Here is a 25,412-nt window from a genome sequence, read left to right on the forward strand (position 1 = left end):
AAGCGAGAAAGGCATCCGCTGGGGCGGCCGTCCACTCGCACCGGCAGCTTGAGACGCTCACCCAACCCGGTGATCGTTTCCGGTCACAGCACTAGTGGGAGGCCATGTCGACGAAGCGGCTGTAGTGACCCTGGAAGGCCACGGTGACCGTGGCGGTCGGGCCGTTACGGTGCTTGGCCACTATAAGGTCCGCCTCACCCGCCCTGGGAGACTCGCGTTCATATGCGTCTTCTCGATGGAGAAGGATGACCATGTCCGCATCCTGCTCGATGGATCCGGATTCGCGAAGGTCGCTAACCATGGGCCTTTTGTCCGTTCGCTGCTCGGGGCCACGGTTCAGCTGGGAGATCGCGATGACCGGGACCTCCAGCTCCTTGGCGAGGAGCTTGATCGCCCGGGAGATCTCGGAGACCTCGTTCTGGCGGCTCTCGGTCTTCTTCGGCGAGGACATCAGCTGCAGGTAGTCGATGATGACGAAACGCAGGTCGTTGCGCTGTTTGAGACGGCGGCACTTGGCCCGGATCTCCATCATCGACATGTTGGGCGAGTCGTCGATGAACAGCGGCGCCTCGGCCACCTCACCCATCCGCCGGGCCAGCTTGGCCCAGTCGTCGTCGGTCATCGTGCCGGAACGCATCGCGTGCAGCGCCACCCTGGCCTCGGCGGACAACAGACGCATCGTGATCTCGTTACGGGACATTTCCAGCGAGAACACCACAGTGGTCATACCGTGCTTAATCGCCGCAGACCTAGCGAAATCCAGCCCAAGCGTACTGTTGTGGGTGGGAATACATGCCTTGCTCGCGAGATACATGTGATCGGCGTTGTCGACCTGCACGCATCGCACCGGCCTCGATGGTACGGCTCGCACGTCCACGATGTATCGGACGAGAGTCGCCGGGTGCGCCTCAGTCACCTGTCGAGCGACCTTGCGGGTCAGACGGAACACCTTCTCTGCCGCAGTAAAGTTGATCATGTAGCAGGTAGGGGAATCGACCGTCCTGCCCTTAACGGCCTTTGTCCTCATGGTGGCCCGATAGCCGAGGCTCAGAACGAGTTCGAGGGCGTCTTCCGCGAGCCTCCTGTTCGTGACGGCAAGCTGGATCTGGCCATTGCGGTTCACATAACCGTCCGTGTCCAGGAGGCCGGCCAGCAGCGCTCGCCGTTGCCCTTCGGACGCTCGCAGGTAGGAGAGGGGAATGTGCTTGTCACCGAGAACTCCGAGAGCGCGCAGAACGGCCTGCACCGTGCCGTGATGGTTCCGGCACGCCTGGCACCGCCTCAGCCCACTCGACGGACCGCCGCAGTCGGAGCAGGTAGGTGCCGGAACTGGTTCTGACACAAAACGAGCTTTTCCTCCACACGATCGACCACATGTACGCACCTGGGATGTCCGAGGGATGAACGATGTTCCGCAGACAACACAGGTCCGGGACTCCTCAGGCTCCACACGGGAAAACGCCATCGAGTAAGCGAGGTTCGCAGTCGTGCGGACAACTCGCAGCCCCTCCGCTTCGAGATTGGAAACGATCTCTGGATCGGCCGTGGTGAATCGAGCCCCGGCGCTGTGACCGTCACCCAGCCAGACGCCGAGCGCGTACGGCGGCAAAGGCAGTTCTTGCTCGTCCAGGTCGAATGGGGCCGCTACGGCGACCCCATGGTTAGGTCGCCTGTCCGCCGAGGCGCATCGCAACGTGGCTGCGATCTCCTCGGTCGTCACAACGTCCGCGTGGGTGGCCGTCGTGGCGGTGTTCTTCGGCTGAAGCACTCGTGCATACAGAACTTCGAGAAGGCGTCTGCGTGAGTATGCAGGGGAGTTCCATGTGTAGCTCCGGGTCGGACCGGTGACAGGCCTCGGCACTTTACCCGTCGAGCCGATCTCTCTCTGAACGGTGTGGAGAACATTACGGAATCCCTCTCCGAGGAGAGAGACGGCTTCCCGATGCGTGATCAACCGGTCCGGCTCGGCCATGGACGACTCATGGGCGGCCCTGACTCGCTCGACGAGTTCGGCGGACCAGTGGAGGGTGCGCCTGTTCTCCGACTTCTGACGACGGCTCGCACGCGTGGTCGTCCGCCACTGGTGCTGGGCGTCGGCGACGATCACCGTTCCGTCGCTGAACTCCACCTCGTAACACGGACGCCCGTGCATCACCTCGGTCGCCGCGACGACCCGTGTCGGCTTACCGTCGGCGCCGATCAGGTGGTCGCCGGGCTCGACCTCACCCATGGTCGTCCAACCGGTCGGGGTGGGAAGCGGTGTGTCGAGAGCGAGCGCCTTGCCAATGGCAGGACGGGCAGCTACGACGATCATCTGGCCGGGGTGGAGGCCGTTGGTGAGGGCGTCGAGGTCCTGGAAGCCGGTGGGTACGCCGACCATCTGACCGCCCCGGCCGCCGATCGCCTCCAGCTCGTCGAGCGCTCCCGGCATGATGTCGGCCAGGGGGATGTAGTCCTCCGAGGTGCGGCGCTCGGTGACCTTGTAGATCTCGGCCTGGGCGCGGTCGACGAGGTCGTCGACCTCCTCGTCCTGCCCGCCGTACCCGAAGGAGACGATGCGGGTCCCGGCCTCGATGAGGCGTCTGAGGATGGCCTGCTCGCGGACGATCCTCGCGTAGTAGCCCGCGTTGGCCGCGGTTGGCACGACGGCGGTCAACGTGTGGAGGTAGGCGCCGCCGCCGACCCTGGCGACCTCGCCGCGTTTTTGCAGCTCGTCGAAGATGGTGACGGCGTCGGCCGGGTCGCCCCTGCCGTACAGGTCGGTGATGATGTCGTAGATGATCTGGTGGGCCGGCCGGTAGAAGTCGTCGGACCTGAGGATCTCGACGACGTCGGCGATGGCGTCCTTGGACAGGAGCATGCCGCCGAGGACGGACTGCTCGGCCTCGATGTTGTTCGGTGGGGTGCGCTCGAATCCTGGCTCGAAGACCGGTGGCTCCGCGATGCTCACCGTGCACCCCCTTCTTTCGAACGTATTTTCGTCATCTTAAGCTGTAACCAGCCGGTCTGACAGTCTCTCCGCTCCCCGGACCAGGTGGCAACGCGACCTGTCGACAGAGGTGTGGATAAGGTGTGCAGTTTTCCCCCAGAGGTGTGGGCACCCTGGGGACAATCCTGTGGATAACTGCTTCTCGCTGTCCACAGCACCCGACTGAGCAGGGAAAACGTCATCCACTGCCTGTGGAGAAAAGAAAGTTGAGGCGACACGCCGAGACTCTCCTCACATCGCCCCCGCCGCCCCCTTGATCCCCGTGACGAAGCTCTCTCCCGTAATGGGCAAAATGGACTTGTGCCACTTACCTCCCGTAGCGATCGTGATCATGACCGGCAGATTCTCCGTCTGGCGGTCCCCGCCTTCGGGGCACTGGTGGCCGAACCCCTGTTCCTGCTGACGGACACCGTCATCGTCAGCCATCTGCCCGCGCCCGCGCTGGGCGCGGTCGGGGTGGCGAGCACCGTGCTGGGCGTGCTGGTGGCGCTGTGCGTCTTCCTCGCGTACGGCACGACGGCCTCGGTGGCACGGCAGATCGGCGCGGGCAACACCCGGCAGGCCGTCAAGCAGGGGGTCGACGGTCTCTGGCTGGCCGCCGGGGTCGGGGTGGCGATCATCGCGGTGGTGTGGCCGCTCGCCTCCCCGCTCGTCGGCCTGATCGGCGCGGAGGGAGAGCTCGCCACGCAGGCGGTGACGTACCTGAGGATCAGCCTGGTCGGCGTCCCCGCCATGCTGCTGGTGCTGGCGGGGACCGGCGTGCTGCGGGGCATGCAGGACACCACGACCCCGCTGCTGGTCTCCGTCGGCTCCTTCGCGCTCAACGCGGTCCTCAACCTTGTCTTCGTCCTGGGCCTGGGCTGGGGCGTCGCGGGCTCGGCCTGGGGCACGGTGCTGGCCCAGTCACTGGCCGCCGCGGTCTACCTGGCGATCGTCTTCGGACGGCACAGGGCGCCGATCCGGCCCGACCTGGCGGGCATCAGGTCCGCGGGATCGGCCGGGATCGCCCTGATCATCCGTACGGCGTGCCTGCAGGTGGTGCTGGCCACCGCCGCCACCATGGCGACCCGCATGGGGCAGGAGCAGATCGAGACCCACACGATCGCCATCAGGATCTGGACGCTGCTGGCGTTCGCCCTGGACGCGATCGCCATCGCCGGGCAGGCGATCACGGGGCGCACCCTGGGCGCCGGTGACGTGACCGGGACCCGGAACGCGACCCGGAGGATGGTCGGGTGGGGAATCGGTTCGGGGGTGCTGCTCGGGCTCCTGGTCATCGCGACCAGGCCGTTCGTGCCTACCGTGTTCGACGCGAGCCCAGCAGTCGCCGGGTCGTTGCTCGACCTGCTATGGGTGATGGCAGTCCTGCAGCCGATCGCCGGGGTGGTCTTCGTTCTGGACGGGGTGCTCATCGGTGCCGGAGACCAGCGCTACCTCGCCTGGGCCGGGCTGTGGACGACTCTGGCGTACCTGCCCGCCGCGCTGGCGGCCGTCCTTCTCGGCGGCGGCCTGGTGACGTTGTGGCTGGCGCTGGGGGTGTGGATGACGGCCAGGCTGGTCGCCCTGGGGCGACGAGCACACGGCGGGGCCTGGTTGGTGATCGGTGCGTGATCTGGAGGTGTCCACTGCGTAACCAGCAGACTCTTGTACCGCGGAATCCCCTGCGGCACTGTGAACAGTCCGGTAATACGGTTGTCCCACCCGCGATGATTGGGTCACATCGTGCCCGAAGGTCACTCTTCGTCGATCGTCCGCCGTCTCCCTCCGAGTGAAGCGACAAACCGATGGACCGGCGGTGCGCGCCACGGTCTGCCCAAGGCCTACGGTCCCATGGACCTCATCGTCATGGGCGTCGGTGTCATGATCGGGGCGGGGATCTTCAGTCTCGCCGGGCGCCAGGCGGCCACCATGGCGGGCCCCGGCGTCGTTCTCTCCTTCATGATCGCCGGTATCACCAGCCTGCTCGTCGCCTTCTGCTTCGCCGAGCTGTCCTCGGCACTGCCGACCTCGGGCAGCGCCTACACCTTCACCTACGTCATCTTCGGCGAGGTCTGGGCCTGGAACGTCGGCTGGGCGCTGGTGATGGAGTTGCTGTTCGCCAGCGCGGTGGTCTCACGTGTCTGGTCACTGTACGCCGCCCAGCTCCTCACCGACCTCGGCGTGCGCCTTCCCGCGCCGCTGGCCGCGGTCACCGGCAGGGCCGAGGGGTTCGACCTGTTCACGCTGTTCATCCTGGTGCTGTTGACGGTCGTGGTGACGCTGGGCGCCAGGATCGGCCTGCGAGCCCTGCGGATCATCGTGGTCGCCAAGTTGCTGACCATCGGCGCGGTCATCGTGGTCGGCATCACTCATTTCGACCAGCGCAACCTGTCGGCCATCCCCGCTCCCTCCGCCTCCGTCATGTCGGCCACGAACGTCCTGGACTCGTCGCTGCTGGGTCTCGTCTTCGGTCAGACGAGCGCGTTCGGCTGGTTCGGCATCTTCTCCGCCTCCGCGGTCATCACCTTCGCCTACATCGGCTTCGACGTGGTGGCCACGGCGGCCGAGGAGTCGGAGGACGCCCCCTGGTCCGTACCGAAGGGCATCATCCGCAGCCTGATCGTCACCACGGTCATCTACATAGCGGTCGCGCTGGTGATGGTCGGTATGACCTCCTACGAGAAGATCGACCGCGGAGCTCCGCTCGCCAACGCCTTCCATGCGGCCGGCGAGGGCTTCATGGTGCACGTCATCAACCTCGGCGCGGTTCTCGGCCTTACGACGGTCGTCCTGGTGCTGCTCGTCGGCCTGACCCGGGTCCTGTTCTCCATGGCCAGGGACGGGCTGTTCCCTCGGGGGTTAGCCAGGGTCAACAGGCGCTACCGCAGCCCGACCAGGGTCACCCTGCTCATCGGCGGCACCGCGGTCCTCCTCGCCGAGTTCGTGCCGATGAACGCGCTCGAACCCCTGGTCGTGATCGGCGCCCTGTTCGTGTTCATCGCCGTCGCCTGCGGGGTCATCAGGATGCGGCAAACCATGCCCGACCTGCCCAGGATCTTCCGCGTCCCGCTGTCCCCCGTCGTGCCGATCGCCTCGATCGCCGCCTGCCTGTGGCTCCTGGTGAACCTCCAGGTCATCACCTGGCTGTACTTCATCGCCTGGACGGCCTTCGGCATGATGGTCTACCTGCTGTACGGCAGGCGCAACAGCGTGCTCGCCGGGCCCGAGCAGCCGCAGGAGGCCCTCGCCCCCGTCCTCCGCGGACGGCACAGGCGCTGAGCGGCCGGGCACCCACCGGGCACCACGGTACGCCGGTCGCGTCAGACGCGCCGGGCGTCGAGCACGCTCCGCAGGAACTCCCTGGTCCGAGGCTCTCTGGGCTCGGTGAAGAACTCCTCAGGAGGCCCGCTCTCAAGGAGAACCCCGTCGTCGAGGAAGCAGACGGTGTCCGCGATCTCCCGGCAGAAGCCCATCTCGTGAGTGGTCAGGATCATGGTCATCCCCCCCTCCTTGAGCTCCCTGATGACCCCGAGAACCTCCGTGACCAGGGCGGGGTCCAGCGCCGACGTCACCTCGTCGAGCAGCATCAGGCGGGGTTTGGTGGCCAGGGCCCTGATGATGGCGACGCGCTGTTGCTGGCCACCGGAGAGCCTGTCGGGGTATGAACCCGCCTTGTCCGCGAGGCCGAACCTGGCCAGCAGCTCGCGGGCCTCGTGCTCGGCTCGCTCCCTGCCGACCTTGTGCACCTTGCGCGGGGCCAGCGTGACGTTGTCGAGCACGGTCATGTGCGGGAAGAGGTTGAAGGCCTGGAACACGATGCCGATGCGCTTGCGCACCTCGTCCGGGTCGACGCGGACGTCGGTGATCTCCTCGCCGTCGAGGTGGATCGCGCCGTCGTCCACGGTCTCCAGCAGGTTCACGCAGCGCAGCAGCGTTGACTTGCCCGATCCAGAGGCGCCGACCAGGCAGACCACCTCGTGCGCCTCGACGGACAGATCGATTCCGCGCAGCACGTGGTGGTCGTGGTAGTTCTTCCAGACGCCCTCGACGGTCAGCAAGCTCATGTTCTCTCCTCACCCGCGGGCGCGTCGTGCCTGCCGTACCGGGGCGGCCGGGCATGCTCGCGAGAGGCTCCGGCCCGCCGTCGGCTCCTCACTGCCCCCTCCGGCGTTGTGAACGGGCTGCCAGATAGTCGGTGAACCGGGCCAGGGGGATGGTGAGCAGGATGAACAGCAACGCCCCCACCAGGTAGGGCGTGTAGTTGAACGTGCTGGCGGCGTGGATCTGCGCCTGGCGCAGTGCCTCGAGCGGGCCGATCGTCGCGACCAGCGCGGTGTCCTTCTGCAGCGAGACGAAGTCGTTGAGCAGCGGCGGCACCACCCGGCGCACGGCCTGCGGCAGCACCACGTGGCGCATGGTCCTGCCGTGGCTCAGTCCGAGGGACCTGGCCGCGGCGATCTGACTGGGGTGGACCGAGTCGATGCCCGCCCTGAAGACCTCCGCCACGTACGCCCCGTAGGAGAGCGTGAGCGCGATGACGCCCAGCGTCGCCAGATCCGTCGGCACGCCCTGCAGGTCGAGCGCGGGCAGACCGAAACCGACGAGATAGATGACCAGGATGGTCGGCACGCCCCTGAAGAGGTCGGTGTAGGCGATCGCGAGGGCGCGCAGCGGGAAGAACACCGATGCCCTGAGGTTGCGCACCAGCGCGACCAGCAGCCCGACGACGAGGACCAGCGGCTCGGCGATCAAGAAGATCTTGACGTTGAGCAGGAACCCGCTCAGCACGTCGGGCAACGCCTTGGCGAACTGCTCGGGGTCGAAGAACGTCTCCCGCACCCGGGGCCAGCCGGGTGAGGCGGTGACGCCCCAGACGAGCAGGACGATCACCAGGACCGTTGAGACGGTCGCGATCGAACCCGAACGGATGGACCGGCGCCTGAGCAGGCGCTCCCGCTCACGCTGCCGGTCGCTCTTCACCCAGTCTGACGTGGCGGTCACGCGATCACCGCCGCCTGCCCGATGCCGGTGTCGCCGATCCCGCCCCGAGCGGCGGAACCCCGCGACCGGACGGTTGTGCTGTGATCACTACTTCAGCTCCGGCGCGCCCGCGGCCGAGCCGAGCCACTCCGTCTCGATCTTGGCGAGCTCACCGGACGCGGTGAGTTCGCCGATCGCCTTGTTCACGCAGCTCACCAGGGGGCTGCCCTTCTCGAAGACCGCGCCGAAGACCTCGGGGGTGCCGGAGGTGGCGCTGAACTGGCCGACCATCTTGGAGTTCTCGACCTGGGCCGCGGTGACGTAGAACGCGGTGGGCAGGTCCACGACCACGGCGTCGACCTGCTTGTTCTTCAGCGCGTTCACCACGTCGATCTGCTCGTTGTAGACGTTCGGCTCGGCGGAGGGCTGGATGACGTCCTTGACCGCCTGCAGGGAAGTGGTCCCGACCTGCACACCGATCTTGGCGGTCTTCAGGCTCGCCAGGTCCGTCGCGGAGGCGGCCTTCGAGCCGTCCAGCGCGACCACGGCCTGCTTGACCGTGTAGTAGCCGTCGCTGAAGGCGACGACCTTGGCCCGGTCCGGGGTGACGGAGACCTGGTTGACGTCGAAGTCGAACTGCTTGCGGCCCGGGGCGAAGGCGGAGTCGAACTTCACCGTCGCCCAGGTGATCTCACCGTTCTGGAAGCCGAGCTGCTTGGCGATCGCGTGGGCGACGGCGCTCTCGAACCCCTTGCCGTTCGCCGGGTCGTCGTCCTTGAACCACGGCTCGTAGGCGGGCTTGTCGGTGCCGATGGTCAGCTTGCCCGGCGTCTTCAGGGCGAGCTGGTCCTTGGTGCAGGAGGCGGGGGCGGAGGAGGCGGGAGACGACGCGCCCGCCTTCGTCGTCGAGTCCGACGCCGGCGCACAGGCGACCGCGACAGCCGCGAGGGCGGCGAGCGCGAGCAGCATCGAAGGACGGGGCATGGAAAACCTCCAGGGGAAAGCAATGACCCCCGAATTGTATGTATTGGTAGTGACTGCGAGTAAACCAGGTTCCACGGGCGGGAATACGGGGTTTCATACGGGCAGGGGCCCCTTCCCGGGTGGGAAGGGGCCCCTGTCGCGAATCTCAAGCAGTCTCAGGTGACCGCTCAGGCCGCGACGACCTCGATCTCGAGGGCGGCGGAGACCTCCGGGTGCAGCTTGACGCTGACCCGGTGGGAGCCGAGGCTCTTGATCGCGGAGGCGATCTCGATGCGACGACGGTCGAGCAGCGGGCCGCCGGCGGCCTTGACCGCGTCGGCGACGTCACCCGTGGTGATGGAGCCGAAGAGGCGGCCGGACTCGCCCGCCTTCGTCTTCAGGACCACCTTGAGGGACTTGAGCTGGCCGGCGACTTCCTGGGCGGTGCCGAGGTCGCGGATCTCGCGGGCGTCGCGGGCCTTCTTGATCGAGCCGATCTGCTTCTCGCCGCCGCGCGTCCACAGGATCGCGAAGCCGCGGGGGAGCAGGTAGTTACGGCCGTAGCCGTCCTTGACCTCGACGATGTCGCCGGGGGCGCCGAGGCCGGTGACCTCACTGGTGAGAATGAGCTTCATCTGTCGACCTCCTTAGCGCGCGGTGCTCATGTACGGCAGGAGCGCCATCTCACGAGCGTTCTTGATAGCGGTCGCCACGTCACGCTGGTGCTGGGTGCAGTTGCCCGTCACCCGGCGGGCACGGATCTTGCCGCGGTCGGAGATGAACTTCCGAAGCAGCGCCGTGTCCTTGTAGTCGACGTAGGAGATCTTGTCGTGGCAGAACAGGCAAACCTTCTTCTTGGGCTTGCGCAGTGCCGGCTTGGCCATCGTGGTGCTCCTTTCAGAGCCCCGCCGTGAGGCGGGAATGGTCGCTGCGGATATGGACTGGTTTTCTCAGGTGCGGTCCACGGCGGTCCCGCAGGACCACCGCCGGAAGACCTAGAAGGGCGGTTCGTCGCTGAAGTCGCCGCCACCGAAGTTGCCGCCGCCGTAGTTGCCGCCACTCGGCTGCTGACCGCCGCCGTAGTTGCCGCCGCCCGACTGCTGGCCGCCGTAGTTGCCGCCCCCGCCGCCGAAGTTGCCGCCACCCTGAGGTGCGGCCGGCGCCGAGGAGGCCCACGGGTCGTTGGCGGGACCGCCGCCGAAGCCACCGCCACCGCCCTGACGGGCGGTCTTGTTGACCTTGGCGGTCGCGTTCTTCAAGGAGGGGCCGACCTCGTCGACCTCGACCTCGTAGACCGTGCGCTTCTCGCCTTCCTTGGTGTCATAGGACCGCTGGCGCAGCCGTCCCTGAACGATGACCCGCATGCCGCGCTGCAGGCTCTCGGCGACGTTCTCCGCCGCCTGCCGCCACACGTTGCAGGTCAGGAACAGGCCTTCGCCGTCCTTCCACTCGTTGGTCTGCTTGTCCAGGAACCTCGGAGTGGACGCGATACGGAACCGGGCCACGGCTTGCCCCGTCGGGGTGAAGCGCAGCTCGGGATCGTCGACAAGATTGCCGACAATGGTGATCGTGGTGTCGCCTGCTGCCATGGCTAGCGCTGCCCTTCCTGCGGCCTTCGCGGTTTATCGGCTCAGAGTACGGCTGCCGCCCGACAAAAGTCGGGGGTTAGTGCACGTCCGGACGCAGGACCTTGGTGCGGAGGATGCCCTCGTTGAGGTTCATCTGCCGGTCGAGCTCCTTGACCGTCGCGGGCTCGGCGGTCAGGTCGATGACGGCGTAGATGCCCTCGGGCTTCTTGGCGATGTCGTAGGACAGCCGACGACGACCCCACACGTCGACCTTCTCCACGGTGCCGCCGTCATTGCGGACGACCGTGAGGAACTGGTCGAGGGAAGGGGCCACCGTGCGCTCATCGAGCGAAGGGTCGAGAATGACCATCACTTCGTAACGACGCATGCTGGCTTCCAACCTCCTCTGGACTTTTGCGGTCACGACACCATGCCGTGACAGGAGGACGCTGACGTCTACGCCACGAACGCCCATTTCGACGGTCGTGACGGAGGGTGGGCGATGACACACCCATAAAACGCAGCCGTGCCAGCCTACCAGGGCGTCAAGGGTTGGGCCGTCAGAACGGAGGGCACTCATCTAGCAAAGGAAAGGGGCGGTGAAACCATGCCGGACACGTCTCGTCCCCCCGGAAACCTACTCTCGCGGCTCACACTGAACAGCGACGGTCAACGGCACCCCGTGCAGAACGTGCTGAGCGTCGTCACGATCGCCTGCGGACTGGTCGCCTTCGTCGCCGCGCTGATTCCCGCCGCACACGCGGTCGCGGCCTGGCTGGGGGTGCTGGGGTTCGTCGGAGGCCTCTACTCGCAGTACGTCTCGGCGACGACTCCCGAGCGCGCGCTGAACATCGTGGGCATCGTGGCCTCGTTCGTCGGCGTGGCCCTGGGCATCTACCACGGTGGTTTCTTCCCGTAACCCCCGCCAGGCGTCGCCTGGAGACACTAACCGCCCAGGTGCAGGTCAACTCCCAGCAGAACGAGGAACCACAGGAAGACGGCCAGCAGGGCCTCCGCGATGTTCCTCAGGAGCGTGGGGGTGATGTAGTGGTGGATCCAGGCCACGTAGAGACCGACCAGGACGTAGATCAGGCCGATCAGGCTTATCCCTCTGCGGTAGTAGGCCACTTCGACTCCTCGGGGGGTTCGGCCCGCCGGGGAGGCGGGCGTCGGGGCGCGCCGTGCGACTGCCCTCGTACGGCGCGCCGAAACGACTACGCTCGAACACATGCCGCTTATCGGAGCTCATGTCGACCAGGACGACCCACTGACCCACGCGAGGGCGCGCGGCGCGGAGGTGGCCCAGTTCTTCCTCGGGGACCCTCAGGGCTGGAAGGGCCCGGTCATCGGTGACAAGACACGGGAGATCAAGGACTCCGGCGTCGACGTCTACGTCCACGCCCCCTACGTGATCAACGTGGCCACCTCGAACAACCGCATCCGCATCCCCAGCAGGAAGCTGCTGAGCTCCCACCTGGCGGCGGCGGCCGAGCTCGGCGCGAAGGGCCTGATCGTGCACGGCGGGCACGTCGGCGCGGGCGACGACCCGCAGAAGGGCTTCGACAACTGGCGCAAGGTGTTCGAGCGCCTCGAGGAGCACGAGGTCCCGGTGCTCATCGAGAACACCGCGGGCGGCGGCAACGCGATGGCGCGCAAGCTGGAGAGCATCGCCCGTCTCTGGGAGGCCCTCGACGGCTTCGACGTCGGTTTCTGCCTCGACACCTGCCACGCCCACGCGGGAGGCATCGACCTGGTGGACGCGGTCGAGCGGATCATGGCCATCACCGGCAGGATCGACCTGATCCACTGCAACGACTCCCGCGACGCCGCGGGCTCTGGCGCCGACCGGCACGCCAACCTCGGCGCGGGCCAGATCGACACCGAGCTCATCCTCGCCGTGTGCAGGAAAGCGAACGCGTCGATCGTGGTCGAGACCCCGGGGGACGGCCAGGCAGAGGACATCGCGCTGCTCAGGAAGAGTCTCTAGCGGGGAGCCGACAATCCCCACCGACAATCCCCAGCCTGTGGATAACTTTTCTGGATTACTTCTCACCAAGAGTGGGTAAGGACACTTACCCCGCCAAGACACTGTCCAGGAAAGTCAACGTGTTGAGCGCCATGAGCGGGGCCGTCACCAGCGCGTAGACAGCGATCACCCACCATCGTCCGCGTGGCCCCCGGACACTCGCCCCGGCCACGAGCACGAAGATCGGCCACCACAGCAGGGCGGAGCGCGGGATCGACAGGTAGGACGCGGAGAGGATCAGGGCGCCCGCCTGAAGTCCTACGTAGACGAGTTCGCTCCACCGCCGCAGGTACAGCAGAAGCAGCACCAGCCCGATCCCGACGAGGGCTCCCGCGAGCTCCATCCGGAACATCCACACGAAGCGCCCGTCCGCCATGGCCGACTGCCACGTCGCGGCCAGCGACTCCCACGGCCACACCAGGTGCCGTCCCCAGCCGGCCTGCTGCGCCTGTCCCCAGGCCAGCCAGTCGCCGCCACGGGCGTGCTGGTAGACGGAGAGGATGAGCAGGGGCGCGAACGGCACCACCAGCCATCCCGCCCGCCGTACGGACCCGCGTGCGCCGAAGAACTCGACGACCAGGGCGAGGGCCAGGAACAGCCCGGTGATCCGCACGCACGAGGCGCCCGCGGCGAGGACGGCGGCCATCGGCCAGCGGCCCCTGCGCGCGGCCAGCCAGGCGGGGATCGCGAAGGCGAGGAACAGGGTCTCGTCGTAGCCCGCGACCAGGAACACCGACATCGGCCAGAGCAACAGCGCGACGACCGCGCGCGTCCCCGCGCTCCGCCATCCCCGAAGGCCCCGCCCCGCGAGGTCCCGGCCCTTGAGAGTCTGCCCCTCAAGGGCCGGCCCCTCGAGCCCTTGACCCACAAGCCCTTGGCCCGCGTGCCTCTGTTCTTCGAGCCTCTGCCCCCCGGGATCCCGTGCCTCGAGGTCGGCCAGCCTGGCGAGCGCGACCACGACGACGGCACCGGCGGCCAGGGAGACCAGCGACCCCGCGAGCGTCCAGTCATCCGTGAACAGGGGCGCGGCGCTGAGCGTCACCGGCGCTCCTGGAAAGGGTGCGAGGGGCACCGGGTGTGGGCGCCGTGTTCAGCCGTACTCAGGGGGCAGCCGTCCTCAGGAGAGGGCGAGCCTGAACTTGTCGGGGGCTCCGTCGAAGACGCCACCGGCCTGGTCGTCGATCCCGTTCTGCCGGACCACGTCCTTGTCCGGCTTGAGGATGTCCCGCACCACGAAGGCCATCATGATCAAGATGGTGATCACCCGGCCCCACACGGCGGTGAAGTAGGTGTCCGCGGAGATGCCGAGGGCCGCGTTATCCGGCTGCTGAGCCACCAGGTAGAGCCAGATCGCGAAGAAGTACCAGCACTCGGCGACCTGCCAGAGCGCGAACGGCTTCCAGTTGGGCCTGGCCAGCACGGCGAAGGGGATCAGCCAGAGCACGTACTGCGGCGACCACACCTTGTTGGTCAGCATGAACGCGGCCAGGGTGAGGAAGCACAGCTGCATCAGCCGGGGCCGCGTCCTGGCGGTGACCGCCAGGACGGCGATCGCCAGGCAGAACGCGCCGAGCGACACGATGCCCAGCGTGTCGAGCCGTTCGGCGTCGCCGAGGATCGGCCACTGCTTGACGCTGAAGAAGTACCAGATCGATCCCCAGTCGGCGGGCCGCTCCTGGCTGAAGACGTAGAACCTGCTCCAGCCGGGGAAGGCGGTCAGCATGATGGGGACGTTGACCACGAGCCAGGCGCCGGCCAGACCGCCGACCGTCTTGAGGAACGGCACCCACTTGCCGGTACGCACCGTCAGCACGAACAGCGGGCCGAGGAATATCACCGGGTAGAACTTCGTGGCGATCGCCAGCCCGAGCAGGGCGCCCGCGAGCCACTGCCGCCGCTTCGACCAGGCGAGCAGCGCGCCGAGGGCGAGGGCGTTCGCCGCCAGGTCCCAGTTGATGTAGGCAGTGAGGATCAGTGCGGGGGCCAGGGCGTACCAGAGCGCGTCCCAGCGCCTTTCCGGACCGGCGAGCGCGGCCGTGAGCAGCACGCCGACGACCAGGCAGACGGCCATGAGGATCACGGTCAGGTCGTAGAACGCGACTCCGGGGTCGCTCATGGACGAGGCGATCCTGCGGAAGAGCTCCATGATCCCGCCGATGCCCACGGGGTACTCGACCGGATGGCCGAAGTACGGGATCTTGCCCTCGTTGAGCTTCTCGTTCCACCACAGCGGATAGATGTCGGTGTAACAGAAGTTCGTGAACTGCCTGGTTCCGTCGTTCCACGCGCCGCCGACACGGCAGGGCCACTTCCACAGGAAGGAGAGCACCGCCCCCAGCGCCCCGAACAGGGCGAGGGGGATGTAGGGGATGGCACGCGCGCCGAAGCTTGGCGACGCGACCGGCATCGACTGGGTGCTCTTCATCAGGGGTGCTGTCCCGTCGGTTTGGGATCGGGCATGACCGCGGCCCCGGGGGCCGCGCCGCTGTCGAGCCCGTCACCGTTGCCGGCGCCGTCGAGGGAGCGCTCGGTGCCGCCGCTGCCGTCGTCGTCGGGCTGCGGGTCGCATGAGATGTCCCCCGGCAGGCACTGGTCGCCGGGAGGCGGGTTGGTGACCCCGTTGTCATCGGGCATGCCGTTGTCCCCGTTGTCGTCGGGGTTGTAGGTCTCGGTCGGCGTCGGGGAGGGCTCGGGCTTGGGCGCGAGGTTCTTGTCCGTGCCGACGTTGGCGGCTGGCGGGAACTGGATGACCTCCTTGCCCTTCATGGCCTCCTGCATGAAGGCGTGCCACACCCGGGTGGGATACGTGGCGCCCTGGATGGTGTCTCCCAGCGGGATCTCGGCGTTGCTCTTCTTGTCCTGCCGGTACATGCCGACGGCGGTGGACAACTGCGGGGTGAACCCGACGAACCACGCCTCCTTGTTCAGGTCGTTGGTGCCGGTCTTGCCCGCGACCGGACGGTCGTAGAGGGCCGCGGCCCTGCCGGTGCCCCGGGGGTCCTTGACCACCTGCTGGAGCGCGACGATGGCGTCGGCCGCGCTGTCGGCGCTGATGACCTGGTTCGGCTGGTCGTTCTCCTTGAGCACCGTCGCCTTGTCGCGGTTGACGACCTTGATCACGACGTGGTTCTCATAGTGCTTGCCGGCGTTGGCGAAGATGGAGTAGCCGCCTGCCTGCTGGACCGGGGTGACCGCTCCCGAGCCGATGGTGAGGGCGAAGGCGTGGTCCTTCTCTGCCTCCCTGAGCCGCTGCTCGTTGATGCCGGCGCCTGCCGCGATCGCGATGACCTTGTCAAGCCCGACCTCCTCGCCCATCTGCACGAACGCGGTGTTGATGGACTCCGCGGTCGCCTTGACGACGTTCACCGAGCCGCCCGGGATGTCGTGGGAGTTCTTGATCGGGTTGGTGCCGGGCGCGGTGATCGGCCCCTTGCCCAGCAGATAGCTGTTGAGGCTGTTGCCCGCCTCGAGCCAGGCGGCCAGGACATACGGCTTGAACGCCGACGCCGCCTGCTTCTCCGACATGAACGCGTCGTTCCACTCGCGCTTGGCGAAGCTGGGACCGCCGTAGAAGGCGATGATCCTCCCGTTGCGGGGGTCGATGGCGGCGAGGCCGGTGTGGATCTCCTTGGACAGGTCGGAGGTGTTCTCCTCGACGGCCTTCTTGGCCGCGAGCATCAGCTTCTTGTCGAACGTGGAGTAGATCTTGTAGCCGCCCCGCTCGACGTCCTCCCTGTTGATGCCCCTGCGCTTGAGCTCGGCGAGCACCTCGGTGATCATGTAGCCGTTGATGCCCTTGTAGTAGTCCTTGTTCCGGTAGGCGACCCGCTTGGGGGCGGTGGGCGACTTGGTGGGCAGCGAGCCGTACTTGGCGGGGTTGATCTTGGACATGCCGTCGATCACGTACGCGTAGCGTTCCTGGGTCGGCGCCAGGTTCTTGGCGATCTCCGCACGGTCGAAGGTGTCGGGGTTCTGGATGCGGCCCGCGAGGTAGGCGGCCATCTCCGGGGTCAGCTCACCGACGTCCTTGTTGAAGAAGGCCTTCGCGGCGGCCTGGATGCCGTGGGCGCCGCGCCCGAAGTAGATGGTGTTGAGGTACCGCTCAAGGATCTGGTCCTTGGACATCTCCTTGTCCAGCTTGATGGCGACGAAGATCTCCTTGACCTTCCGCTGGATCGACCGCTCCTGGCTGAGGCCGTCGTAGTAGTTACGGGCCATCTGCTGGGTGATGGTCGAGGCGCCCTGCACCTGCTCGCCGCTCACCGTGCTCCACAGCGACCTGGCCATGCCCCTGAAGTCGATGCCGTTGTCCTCGAGGAAGCTGCGGTTCTCCGCGGCGATCACCGCGTCCTTGACCTGCTGGGGGACCTTGTCGATCGTGACGATCGACCGTTTCACGCCGAGGCGGGCGAGCACGGTCTTGTCGCTGTAGTAGATGACGCTCCCCTGGTCGTCCACGCTCTCCTGGGGATTCGTGGGGACGGGGGTGTTGGCATAGGCGACCGCGATCATGCCGAAGACGCCCGCGGCGAGGACGGTGAAGCTCGCCACCACGATCTTCCAACTCGGCAGGAAACGCTTCCAGCCCCTGCGCCGCCTGTCCTCTCCGTCTCCGTCTCCGGGACCGCCCGGATCGCCCGGACCGCCGGGGCCGTGCCCGCCGGGGCCTTCCTGTCCCTTGAGGCCCTGCTCCGCGAAGTCCGCGCGCCCCCCTGGGCCGCCGGCGCCGCGCCCGCCACGCGCGCGCCTGCGCCCGCCGGTACCCGCGACCCCGCCCATGCCCACCTGCGTGGCCTGTCCCGCCTGCGCGGCCGGTCCCATCTGTGTGGGCTGTCCCGCCTGCGTGGGCTGTCCTGGCTGCGCGGCGGTACGGCCGCCCGCTTGAGCGGCCATCATGGCCTGGGTGTCCTCGAAGGCGGCCTCTGGTCTGCGTCCGCCGACCGGGTCCGTTTCCTGACGGCGCATCCCGGCCGCCCCGGGAGCCCCGGGGCCGGGGTCCTGGCGCCCCGCTCCGGCCATCCGGGGGTCCGGCCCCGCGCCGTACGGCGGCCGCCCCTGCGACTGGGGCTGGGGCGGAAACTGGGGCTGCGGGTAAACCTGGGTCGCCTGACCGGCGTCTCCAGTTTGGGGAAGCGGTGGCGGGGGAACTGCAGAGGCAGCGGCTCCCGCGCCTGAGCGACGGCGCCGTCCCGTACGAGCCGACGCGTCGGGGGCCTGGGGGCGCCCGTGCGGCTCCGGGTCATGGCTGTTGCTGTAACTCACGCGTCCTCGTTCGGTCCGGGGTCTACGACGGCGTGCAGGCGGGTGAGATTACCGCCTTGGCACGGCTGTTCTCGTCACCTTGGCTCACTGGTAGCCGACCTATTCGGGTGGATCTCCGTTCCCGAGGACGGACGAGGCCTCCAGGTGGTTCCGGGAACAACCTTGGCAGACCTCTCCCACCTGAGCGTGGAATTTTCCGCATTGGGAAGCGGTCACGGCCATGCGGGAGCACGAGCCCGGCACCCTTCGCTGTGACCACATAAGCGTCACACTACGGCTTTTTACTGTTTGCGCCCAACCTCTTGGGAAAGTCGTTAATTGCAGAGATATGTTGGTCCGACGTATCCTCAAGATGTATCGGCTCGATACATCGACGCGAGAGGTGGTGGTTTCCCGTGGCCAGCGGACGTGGTGGCGTGCTGGAGCTCGCCGTGCTCGGGTCGCTGCACGAGACCCCGCTCCATGGCTATGAGCTGCGCAAACGGCTCAACTCCCTGCTCGGGATGTTTCGCGCGTTCTCCTATGGCTCCCTCTATCCCTGCCTTCGCCAGCTCCTGACGGACGGGCTCATCGTCGAGGACGACGACTCGGACGCGCCCGCCGCCGAGAGCCCCATCACGCTCACCGGACGTCGGTCGAAGATCGTCTACAAGCTGACAACCGAGGGCAAGGAACGCCTCCAAGAGCTGCTCACCCAGGCCGGTCCCTCCGCTTGGGAGGACGAGAGCTTCGGTGTTCACTTCGCCTTTTTCAGGCACACGGAGGCCGAGGTCCGGCTGCGCATCCTGGAAGGGCGCCGCAGCAGGCTCGAGGAGCGGCTCGACGGTGTGCGCACCGCCCTCGCCAGGACCCGGGAACGGCTGGACAGCTACACCCTCGAGCTGCAGCGTCACGGTCTGGAGTCGGTCGAACGCGAAGTGCGCTGGTTGAATGAGCTGATCGCCACGGAGCGGCGAAGTTCCTCCGTGGACGAAGGGCGGCACTCCACACAGGACTCCGCACAGGAAGGAACCTCCCGGGCGTCCATGCCCGGAGTGGATAGCACGGGGCGGCATCCCGCTTCGGAAGACAATTGACCATTCAGAACAAGGGGAGCGAGTGCCATGGGTTCGGTGCGCGTAGCCATTGTCGGTGTAGGCAACTGTGCCTCGTCGCTCGTGCAGGGCGTGCATTACTACAGGGACGCCGATCCGGGCAGCCGGGTGCCGGGCCTGATGCACGTCACGTTCGGTGACTACCACGTCGGCGACGTCGAGTTCGTCGCCGCGTTCGACGTGGATGCGAAGAAGGTCGGGCGTGATCTCTCCGAGGCGATCGTGGCCTCGGAGAACAACACCATCAAGATCTGCGACGTGCCGCCGCTCGGCGTCACCGTGCAGCGTGGCCACACCTATGACGGACTTGGCGAGTTCTACAGCGAGATGATCGAGGAGTCGGACGAGGCTCCGGTTGACGTCGTACAGGTGCTCAAGGACAACCGGGTCGACGTCCTCGTCTCCTACCTGCCGGTCGGGTCCGAGGAGGCCGACCGCTTCTACGCCCAGTGCGCCATCGACGCCAAGGTCGCCTTCGTCAACGCGCTGCCCGTCTTCATCGCCTCCGACCCCGTGTGGGCGGAGAAGTTCACCGAGGCCGGTGTCCCCATCGTCGGCGACGACATCAAGTCGCAGGTCGGCGCCACCATCACGCACCGGGTGATGGCCAAGCTGTTCGAGGACCGCGGCGTCGAGCTGCTGCGCACCTACCAGCTGAACTTCGGCGGGAACATGGACTTCATGAACATGCTGGAGCGCAAGCGCCTGCAGTCCAAGAAGATCTCCAAGACCCAGTCGGTCACCTCCCAGATCCCGCACGAGATGGGCAAGGCGGATGTGCACATCGGCCCGTCCGACCACGTGCCGTGGCTGGACGACCGTAAGTGGGCCTACGTCCGCCTCGAGGGAAGGTCCTTCGGCGACACCCCGCTGAACCTGGAGTACAAGCTGGAGGTCTGGGACTCCCCCAACTCCGCCGGCATCATCATCGACGCGGTCCGCGCCGCCAAGATCGCGCTCGACCGGGGCATCGCCGGGCCGATCCTGTCGGCCTCCTCCTACTTCATGAAGTCCCCGCCGGAGCAGTACTCCGACGACGAGGCCAGGCAGTACGTGGAGAAGTTCATCCGCGGCGAGGTCGAGCGCTGACCCTCCCGCGGCGCCGACCCCCTACGGCAAGGCCCTCCGCCACACGGCGGGGGGCTTTCGCGTTCCGGGATACAGCGCTTCCGCGTTCCCGGGTACAGCGCTTTCGCGTTTTTGGGTACGGCGGGCGGGTCAGCGGGCGGCGGACGGCAGCTCCGCCGGGTCCGCGACCGGCCAGCCGAGCGGATCGGCGCCGAGCTTGACCAGGTGGGGCACCTGCTCGCGGCACCACGGGGAGATCGCGAGGCGGTCGCCGAGCACCTCGGCCGTGAACTCCTCCCAGGGCATCCAGCGGACCTCCCCGACCTCCTCCGGGTTGGGCACGGCCTCGGCCTCGACCACCACCCGGTAGACGGGGCAGAGCTCCCGCTCGACGATCCCGCTGTCCATGACCGCGCGGTAGGAGAAACGCGGCAGCAGCAGGTCGACGCCGCCCGCTTTCAGCCCGAGCTCGTGGGAAAGCCTGCGGGTCACCGCGTCGGGCAGCGGCTCGCCCGGCAGCGGGTGGCCGCAGCAGCTGTTGGTCAACACGCCGGGCCAAGTGATCTTGTGTGACGCCCTGCGGGTGAGGAGCACCCGTCTCAGATCGTCGAACACGTAGCTGGAGAAGGCGAGGTGCAGGGGTGTGTCGAGGCCGTGCACCGTGGCCTTCGGCGCCGTGCCGATCGCGTTTCCCGTCGGGTCGACGAGCACGACGTGTTCATCAGCTGTCACTCGATCGAGGGTACGTGATCATGTCGACTCGTTATGCCTGATCAGCGTTACGTCATGAAAGGTAAGGAAGTGTCCGGCAGGCTTTTTCTCAGGGTTCTTCCCGATGCCGCGGCTGACCGGTCACGCGTAGGCTGAGCGCGTGTCATTCGTATCCGATCTACGCGTGCTCCTGGAGGGCCAGGACTTCAGGCGGCTGTTCGGCACCCGCCTGATGTCGCAGTTCTCCGACGGCATCTTCCAGTTCGCGGTGACCGGATTCGCCTTCTTCAGCCCGGAGAAGAGCACCAGCGCCGTCCAGATAGCCACCGGGCTGGCCGTGCTGTTCCTGCCCTACTCCGTGCTCGGGCCCTTCGCGGGCGTGTTCATCGACCGGTGGTCACGACGGCAGATCCTGGTGGTCGCGCCGGTGATCCGCGGGGTGCTGATGCTGGTCGCGGCCTCGCTCGTCGTCGCGGGCGTGCCCGACGGCTTCTTCTACGCCGCCGCGCTCGCCGTGCTCGGCGTGAACCGCTTCTTCCTGGCCGCGCTCGGCGCCTCACTGCCGCACGTCGTCCCGGCTGACCGGCTGCTGATGGCCAACGCGGTCACCCCGACCTCGGGCACCGTGATGACCTTCGTCGGCGCGGGCCTCGGCTTCCTGCTGCGCGCGGTCTTCGGGTCCGACCACAGGGGGACGGCGGTGCTGCTGGTCTTCTCGGGCCTGATCTTCTGCTGCAGCGCACTGATCGCCAAGACCATGGACAGGCGACTGCTTGGCCCGGCGTACGATCCGAACCTGCCGCAGACCAAGGAGGCGCTGCGCCACGTGGTGAGCGGCCTGGTCGACGGCGCGCGGCACATCGTCCACCACAGAGCCGCCGCGGCGGCGCTGGGCGCGATGGCGACCCACCGCTTCATGTACGGCATGTGCACGGCGATGCTGGTGCTGCTCTCGCGCTACTACTTCGCCGACAGCGCGGAGAACGCGCTGGCCGCGGTCACCGTCGTGGTCGCGACCTCAGGGGTCGGCTACTTCCTGGCCATCCTCGTCACGCCGTGGGCGACCGAGCGCTTCGGGATCGAGACCTGGGTCACGGCCATGCTCGTCACCTCGGGCGTGCTGATGTTCGCCCTCTGCGCGTCGTTCCAGCAGTGGGGCTTCGCCGCCGGCGGCTTCGTGCTCGGCATCGCCGGGCAGAGCGTCAAGATCTGCGCGGACACGAGCGTGCAGCGGGACGTCGAGGACGCCTACCTCGGCCGGGCCTTCTCGATCTACGACATGCTCTTCAACGGCACCTACGTGCTGGCCGCCGCGCTCGCCGCCGCGCTGCTCCCGGCGAACGGCAGGTCGCTGCTGGTGCTGGCGCTCATCACCGCCGGTTACCTGGGCGGCGCCGTGCTCTATCGGGTGGTCACGCCCTCGAGCCGAGCGAAAACGCCGCTGTCGTCATCGCGGTCGTGATCATCCCCAGGTCGTCGCCGATCGAGTAGGGCGGCATCGTGTAGATCAGCCGGCCGAACGGGCGCAGCCAGACTCCGTGCTCCATCACGACGTCCTGGATCCGACGGACGTCGACGGGCTCGTGCGTCTCGATGACTCCGATCCCGCCGAGCACCCGCACCTCCCTGACGCCCGGAGCCAGGGCGGCCTCCGCCAGGCCCGCCCTCAGGCCCGCCTCGATCCGCTTGACCTCCTCGCGCCAGGGGCGCTCGGCCAGCAGGTCGAGGGAGGCGCCCGCGACGGCGGCCGCCAGCGGGTTGCCCATGAAGGTCGGCCCGTGCATCAGCACCCCGACGCCCTCGGCGACCCGCTCGGCGCACAGTGTCGCGGCCAGGGACATGTAGCCGCCGGTCAGCGCCTTGCCCAGGCACATGATGTCGGGGCGGATCCCGGCGTGGTCGCAGCCGAACAGCTCCCCCGTCCTGCCGAACCCGGTGGCGATCTCGTCGGCGATCAGCAGGAGGCCGTGCTCGTCGGCGAGCTCGCGGAGCCTGCGCAGGTAGGCGGGGTGGTAGAAGCGCATGCCGCCCGCGCCCTGGACGACCGGCTCGACGATGATCGCCGCCAGCTCGTGGGCGTGCGCGGCGACCGTCTCGTCCAGGTGGGCGATATACGCCTCGTCGAACGCGGCGGGCGGCCGGTCGGCGAACACGTGCCGGGGCAGCGCGCCGGAGAACAGGTGGTGCATGCCGTTGACCGGATCGCAGACGGCCATCGCCCCGAAGGTGTCGCCGTGGTAGCCGCCCCTGACCGTGAACAGGCGGCTCCTGCCGGTGAACTGGAACGCCATCTTGATCGCGACCTCGACCGCGACCGAGCCCGAGTCGGCCAGGAACACCTTCGGCAGCCCGGTCATATCGGCCAGCGTGCGCGCGAGCCGTACGGCGGGCTCGTGGGTGAGCCCGCCGAACATGACGTGCGCCATGTCCTGGAGCTGGTCGCCGATCGCCCGGTTGAGCCTGGGGTGGTTGTAGCCGTGGATGGCCGCCCACCAGGACGACATGCCGTCGACCAGCTCCCTGCCGTCGGCGAGCGTCAGCCGTACGCCGTCGGCCCTGGAGACCACGTGCGCGGGCACCCCCGGCGGCACCGCGGCGTACGGGTGCCACACGTGCTCACGGTCCAGATCCCGCAGGACGTCCGGGGACGGGGAGGCCTGGGAGCCGTCCTTCCGCGGGGTCAGGGGAGGAGCCCGTTCTCACCGGCCCACGCGCGCAGGGCGTCCGTGGCCGCCTCCTTGCCGATGACCCCCTTGTCCAGGCGCATCTCCAGGAGGAACTTGTAGGCGCGCCCGACGGCGGGACCGGGAGGCAGGCCGAGGAGGGTCTGGATCTCGTTGCCGTCGAGCTCGGGACGGATCTTGCCGAGCTCCTCTTCCTCGGCCAGCCTGGCGATGCGCCCCTCAAGCTGGTCGTAGGTCTGCGACAGGGCCTGGGCCTTACGCCTGTTGCGGGTCGTGCAGTCGGCGCGGGTCAGCTTGTGGAGGCGTTCGAGCAGGTGCCCGGCGTCGCGGACGTAGCGGCGCACGGCCGAGTCGGTCCACTCGCCCGTTCCGTACCCGTGGAAGCGCAGGTGCAGCTCGACCAGCCTGGAGACGTCGGCGACCACGTCCTTGGGGAACTTCAGCTCCGTCATGCGCTTTTTGGCGAGCTGGGCTCCGACCACCTCGTGGTGGTGGAAGGAGACCCGGCCGCCCGGCTCGTGACGGCGGGTCTTCGGCTTGCCGACGTCGTGCAGCAGCGCGGCCCAGCGCAGAGTCTTGTCGGGGCCGTTCTCCTCAAGGCCGATCGCCTGCTCGAGCACGATCAGCGTGTGCTCGTAGACGTCCTTGTGCCGGTGGTGCTCGTCGATCTCCAGGCGGAGCCTGGGCAGCTCCGGCAGCACGTGGGCGGCGAGCCCTGACTGCACGAGGAGCGCCAGGCCCTCACGGGGGTGGGCGCCGCAGATGAGCTTGTTCAGCTCGTCGCGGATTCGCTCGGCGGAGACGATCTCGATCCGCTCGGCCATCGCGGTCATCGCGGCGAGCGCCGCGGGGTGGACCGTGAAGCCGAGTTGGCTGGCGAACCTGGCGGCCCTGAGCATCCGCAGCGGGTCGTCGTCGAAGGACCGTTCGGCGGGACCCGGCGTGCGCAGCACCCTGGCGTGCAGGTCGTCGAGGCCGCCATGCGGGTCGACGAACTCACGCGCGGGCAGGCGCAGCGCCATCGCGTTGACCGCGAAGTCACGCCTGGCCAGGTCGCCCTCCAATGTGTCGCCGTAGGCGACCTCCGGCTTGCGCGACTTGGGGTCATAGGACTCGCTGCGGTAGGTGGTGATCTCCAGCAGCCAGCCGCCCTTGCGAACGCCGACCGTGCCGAAGTCGATGCCGATCGTCCAGACGGAGTCGGCCCAGTCACGGACGAGGTCGAGGACCACCTCCGGACGCGCGTCGGTGGTCAGGTCGAGATCGTTGCCGATCCTGCCGAGGAAGACGTCGCGCACCGAACCGCCGACGAGGGCGATCTGGTATCCCCTCGCGGCGAACAGCTCACCAAGCTCGTCCACCACAGGGGCGATCTTCCGGAACAGCTCGCTCATACCGTGCCGCTGGTTCTCACTCAGATTTGAAAGGGACAAGCCGGGTAGGTCCTTCGGTTACGGAACATGTTCCCCTCTGGGGATACACCTCAAGCAATCACCAGGTTACGGTCAGTCAAGAGACCGTCGGGGGCCGTGCGTCGAGGCAAGCCGAGGCAAGGAGCACATACATGAAGGACGCCCTCGCGATCCACCGCTGGCTCCTCGCACACCAGGTTCACCATGAGATCGTACGCCTTCCGCGCGCGATGACGTGCGCCGAGGAGCTGCCGGAGCTGCTGACCGCGAGCCCGGCGACCTGCGTGGGAGTCACGGTCTTCGAGGTCACGACTCGCGTCGGGCGCGAACCTGTGGCGGTCGTCACCTCCATCGCCTCCCCTCCCCGGCCCGGTGTCGTCGGCGGCGCGCTCGGCGCGCGCAGGGTCCGTCCCGCCTCCGCCTTCACCGTGAACTCCGCGACCGACTACGCGGCCGGGCTGGTCTGCCCGCTGCTGCTGCCCGACGGGCTGTCCGTGCTGGTCGACGAGCGGATCGCGAGCGGCCCGGAACTCGTACACACCCCGACGGGAGAACGCCGCACAGCCCTGCTGATCCGCGCAGACCACCTGCTCGCCCTTGTTTCAGGGAAGACCATCGACCTGGCCCAATCCCGGTCACGGAGGGAGCAGGCGACCTTCCCGCTCGCCGGATAGGC

General features: G+C 67.7%; 23 protein-coding genes. 8 read left to right on the forward strand and 15 right to left on the reverse strand.

All coding sequences use genetic code 11. The features are described 5' to 3' along the window. Positions 1–91 precede the first annotated feature (91 nt). Complete coding sequence (gene dnaB / locus AB0395_RS28180) at positions 92–2,950, reverse strand: replicative DNA helicase (protein WP_366285948.1); 2,859 nt, start codon at positions 2,948–2,950, stop codon at positions 92–94. A gap of 339 nt (positions 2,951–3,289) precedes the next feature. On the opposite strand from dnaB, the gene AB0395_RS28185 reads away from it, so the two are divergent. Next, complete coding sequence (locus tag AB0395_RS28185; protein WP_366285950.1) at positions 3,290–4,600, forward strand: MATE family efflux transporter; 1,311 nt, start codon at positions 3,290–3,292, stop codon at positions 4,598–4,600. A gap of 219 nt (positions 4,601–4,819) precedes the next feature. Then, positions 4,820–6,247 carry an amino acid permease gene (locus AB0395_RS28190; RefSeq protein WP_366285952.1) on the forward strand — a complete coding sequence of 476 codons (1,428 nt, stop codon included), beginning with the start codon at positions 4,820–4,822 and terminating at the stop codon, positions 6,245–6,247. A 41-nt stretch (positions 6,248–6,288) separates the two neighbouring features. Here AB0395_RS28190 and AB0395_RS28195 read toward each other — a convergent pair whose 3' ends face one another. From AB0395_RS28195 to rpsF, 7 genes are all read right to left on the reverse strand, one after another. Then, positions 6,289–7,032 carry an amino acid ABC transporter ATP-binding protein gene (locus AB0395_RS28195; RefSeq protein WP_366285955.1) on the reverse strand — a complete coding sequence of 248 codons (744 nt, stop codon included), beginning with the start codon at positions 7,030–7,032 and terminating at the stop codon, positions 6,289–6,291. An 88-nt stretch (positions 7,033–7,120) separates the two neighbouring features. After that, positions 7,121–7,969, reverse strand: coding sequence for an amino acid ABC transporter permease (locus AB0395_RS28200; RefSeq protein ID WP_366285957.1), 849 nt, complete (start codon positions 7,967–7,969; stop codon positions 7,121–7,123). Positions 7,970–8,056: 87 nt separating this feature from the next. Next, positions 8,057–8,932 carry an ABC transporter substrate-binding protein gene (locus AB0395_RS28205; protein ID WP_366285960.1) on the reverse strand — a complete coding sequence of 292 codons (876 nt, stop codon included), beginning with the start codon at positions 8,930–8,932 and terminating at the stop codon, positions 8,057–8,059. Positions 8,933–9,099: 167 nt separating this feature from the next. Next, positions 9,100–9,546 (reverse strand): 50S ribosomal protein L9, encoded by a 447-nt coding sequence (gene rplI, locus AB0395_RS28210; protein ID WP_366285963.1) that lies wholly within the window; start codon positions 9,544–9,546, stop codon positions 9,100–9,102. 12 nt (positions 9,547–9,558) lie between these two features. After that, positions 9,559–9,795 (reverse strand): 30S ribosomal protein S18, encoded by a 237-nt coding sequence (gene rpsR, locus AB0395_RS28215; RefSeq protein WP_012895699.1) that lies wholly within the window; start codon positions 9,793–9,795, stop codon positions 9,559–9,561. Positions 9,796–9,906: 111 nt separating this feature from the next. Next, positions 9,907–10,500: a single-stranded DNA-binding protein gene (locus AB0395_RS28220; protein ID WP_366285966.1), complete on the reverse strand. Its 594-nt coding sequence runs from the start codon at positions 10,498–10,500 to the stop codon at positions 9,907–9,909. Between the two features lie 76 nt (positions 10,501–10,576). Further along, on the reverse strand, positions 10,577–10,867 hold the full coding sequence (gene rpsF, locus AB0395_RS28225; protein WP_184947277.1) for a 30S ribosomal protein S6: 291 nt from the start codon (positions 10,865–10,867) through the stop codon (positions 10,577–10,579). Between the two features lie 294 nt (positions 10,868–11,161). Between rpsF and AB0395_RS28230 the strand changes: the two genes are divergently transcribed. Continuing rightward, positions 11,162–11,398 carry a hypothetical protein gene (locus AB0395_RS28230; protein WP_366285971.1) on the forward strand — a complete coding sequence of 79 codons (237 nt, stop codon included), beginning with the start codon at positions 11,162–11,164 and terminating at the stop codon, positions 11,396–11,398. A 26-nt stretch (positions 11,399–11,424) separates the two neighbouring features. Here AB0395_RS28230 and AB0395_RS28235 read toward each other — a convergent pair whose 3' ends face one another. Further along, positions 11,425–11,607 carry a hypothetical protein gene (locus tag AB0395_RS28235; RefSeq protein ID WP_366285973.1) on the reverse strand — a complete coding sequence of 61 codons (183 nt, stop codon included), beginning with the start codon at positions 11,605–11,607 and terminating at the stop codon, positions 11,425–11,427. 100 nt (positions 11,608–11,707) lie between these two features. On the opposite strand from AB0395_RS28235, the gene AB0395_RS28240 reads away from it, so the two are divergent. After that, positions 11,708–12,466 (forward strand): deoxyribonuclease IV, encoded by a 759-nt coding sequence (locus tag AB0395_RS28240; RefSeq protein ID WP_366285976.1) that lies wholly within the window; start codon positions 11,708–11,710, stop codon positions 12,464–12,466. Positions 12,467–12,551: 85 nt separating this feature from the next. Here AB0395_RS28240 and AB0395_RS28245 read toward each other — a convergent pair whose 3' ends face one another. The 3 genes from AB0395_RS28245 to AB0395_RS28255 form a co-directional block, all read right to left on the reverse strand. Further along, positions 12,552–13,547, reverse strand: a complete 996-nt coding sequence (locus AB0395_RS28245) for a hypothetical protein (protein WP_366285979.1) — start codon at positions 13,545–13,547, stop codon at positions 12,552–12,554. Between the two features lie 75 nt (positions 13,548–13,622). Further along, positions 13,623–14,930 (reverse strand): glycosyltransferase 87 family protein, encoded by a 1,308-nt coding sequence (locus tag AB0395_RS28250; RefSeq protein ID WP_366285982.1) that lies wholly within the window; start codon positions 14,928–14,930, stop codon positions 13,623–13,625. Further along, a complete protein-coding gene (locus tag AB0395_RS28255) occupies positions 14,930–17,470 on the reverse strand; it encodes a transglycosylase domain-containing protein (RefSeq protein ID WP_366285985.1) in 2,541 nt (846 codons plus the stop codon). The genes AB0395_RS28250 and AB0395_RS28255 overlap by 1 nt, the downstream gene beginning before the upstream one ends. Before the next feature lie 692 nt (positions 17,471–18,162). Between AB0395_RS28255 and AB0395_RS28260 the strand changes: the two genes are divergently transcribed. Both AB0395_RS28260 and AB0395_RS28265 read left to right on the forward strand, forming a co-directional pair. After that, complete coding sequence (locus AB0395_RS28260) at positions 18,163–18,843, forward strand: PadR family transcriptional regulator (protein WP_366285988.1); 681 nt, start codon at positions 18,163–18,165, stop codon at positions 18,841–18,843. A 27-nt stretch (positions 18,844–18,870) separates the two neighbouring features. Continuing rightward, positions 18,871–19,950: an inositol-3-phosphate synthase gene (locus tag AB0395_RS28265; protein WP_366285990.1), complete on the forward strand. Its 1,080-nt coding sequence runs from the start codon at positions 18,871–18,873 to the stop codon at positions 19,948–19,950. Positions 19,951–20,079: 129 nt separating this feature from the next. Here the strand turns inward: AB0395_RS28265 and idi are convergent, their stop codons facing one another. Continuing rightward, on the reverse strand, positions 20,080–20,661 hold the full coding sequence (idi, locus tag AB0395_RS28270; RefSeq protein WP_366285993.1) for an isopentenyl-diphosphate Delta-isomerase: 582 nt from the start codon (positions 20,659–20,661) through the stop codon (positions 20,080–20,082). 139 nt (positions 20,662–20,800) lie between these two features. On the opposite strand from idi, the gene AB0395_RS28275 reads away from it, so the two are divergent. Then, the gene (locus AB0395_RS28275; protein ID WP_366285996.1) at positions 20,801–22,102 is read left to right on the forward strand and encodes an MFS transporter; all 1,302 of its coding nucleotides are present in this window, start codon (positions 20,801–20,803) and stop codon (positions 22,100–22,102) included. Here AB0395_RS28275 and AB0395_RS28280 read toward each other — a convergent pair. Beyond that, positions 22,053–23,252 (reverse strand): adenosylmethionine--8-amino-7-oxononanoate transaminase, encoded by a 1,200-nt coding sequence (locus AB0395_RS28280; RefSeq protein ID WP_366285998.1) that lies wholly within the window; start codon positions 23,250–23,252, stop codon positions 22,053–22,055. The two genes, AB0395_RS28275 and AB0395_RS28280, sit on opposite strands and share 50 nt — an antisense overlap. Before the next feature lie 68 nt (positions 23,253–23,320). Beyond that, complete coding sequence (locus AB0395_RS28285) at positions 23,321–24,718, reverse strand: CCA tRNA nucleotidyltransferase (protein WP_366286001.1); 1,398 nt, start codon at positions 24,716–24,718, stop codon at positions 23,321–23,323. Between the two features lie 170 nt (positions 24,719–24,888). Between AB0395_RS28285 and AB0395_RS28290 the strand changes: the two genes are divergently transcribed. After that, entirely contained in the window at positions 24,889–25,410 is a 522-nt protein-coding gene (locus tag AB0395_RS28290) for a YbaK/EbsC family protein (protein ID WP_366286005.1), read from the forward strand. Positions 25,411–25,412 lie beyond the last annotated feature (2 nt).

It is taken from the genome of Streptosporangium sp. NPDC051023 (assembly GCF_040689595.1).
In the GTDB taxonomy this organism is placed as follows: domain Bacteria; phylum Actinomycetota; class Actinomycetes; order Streptosporangiales; family Streptosporangiaceae; genus Streptosporangium.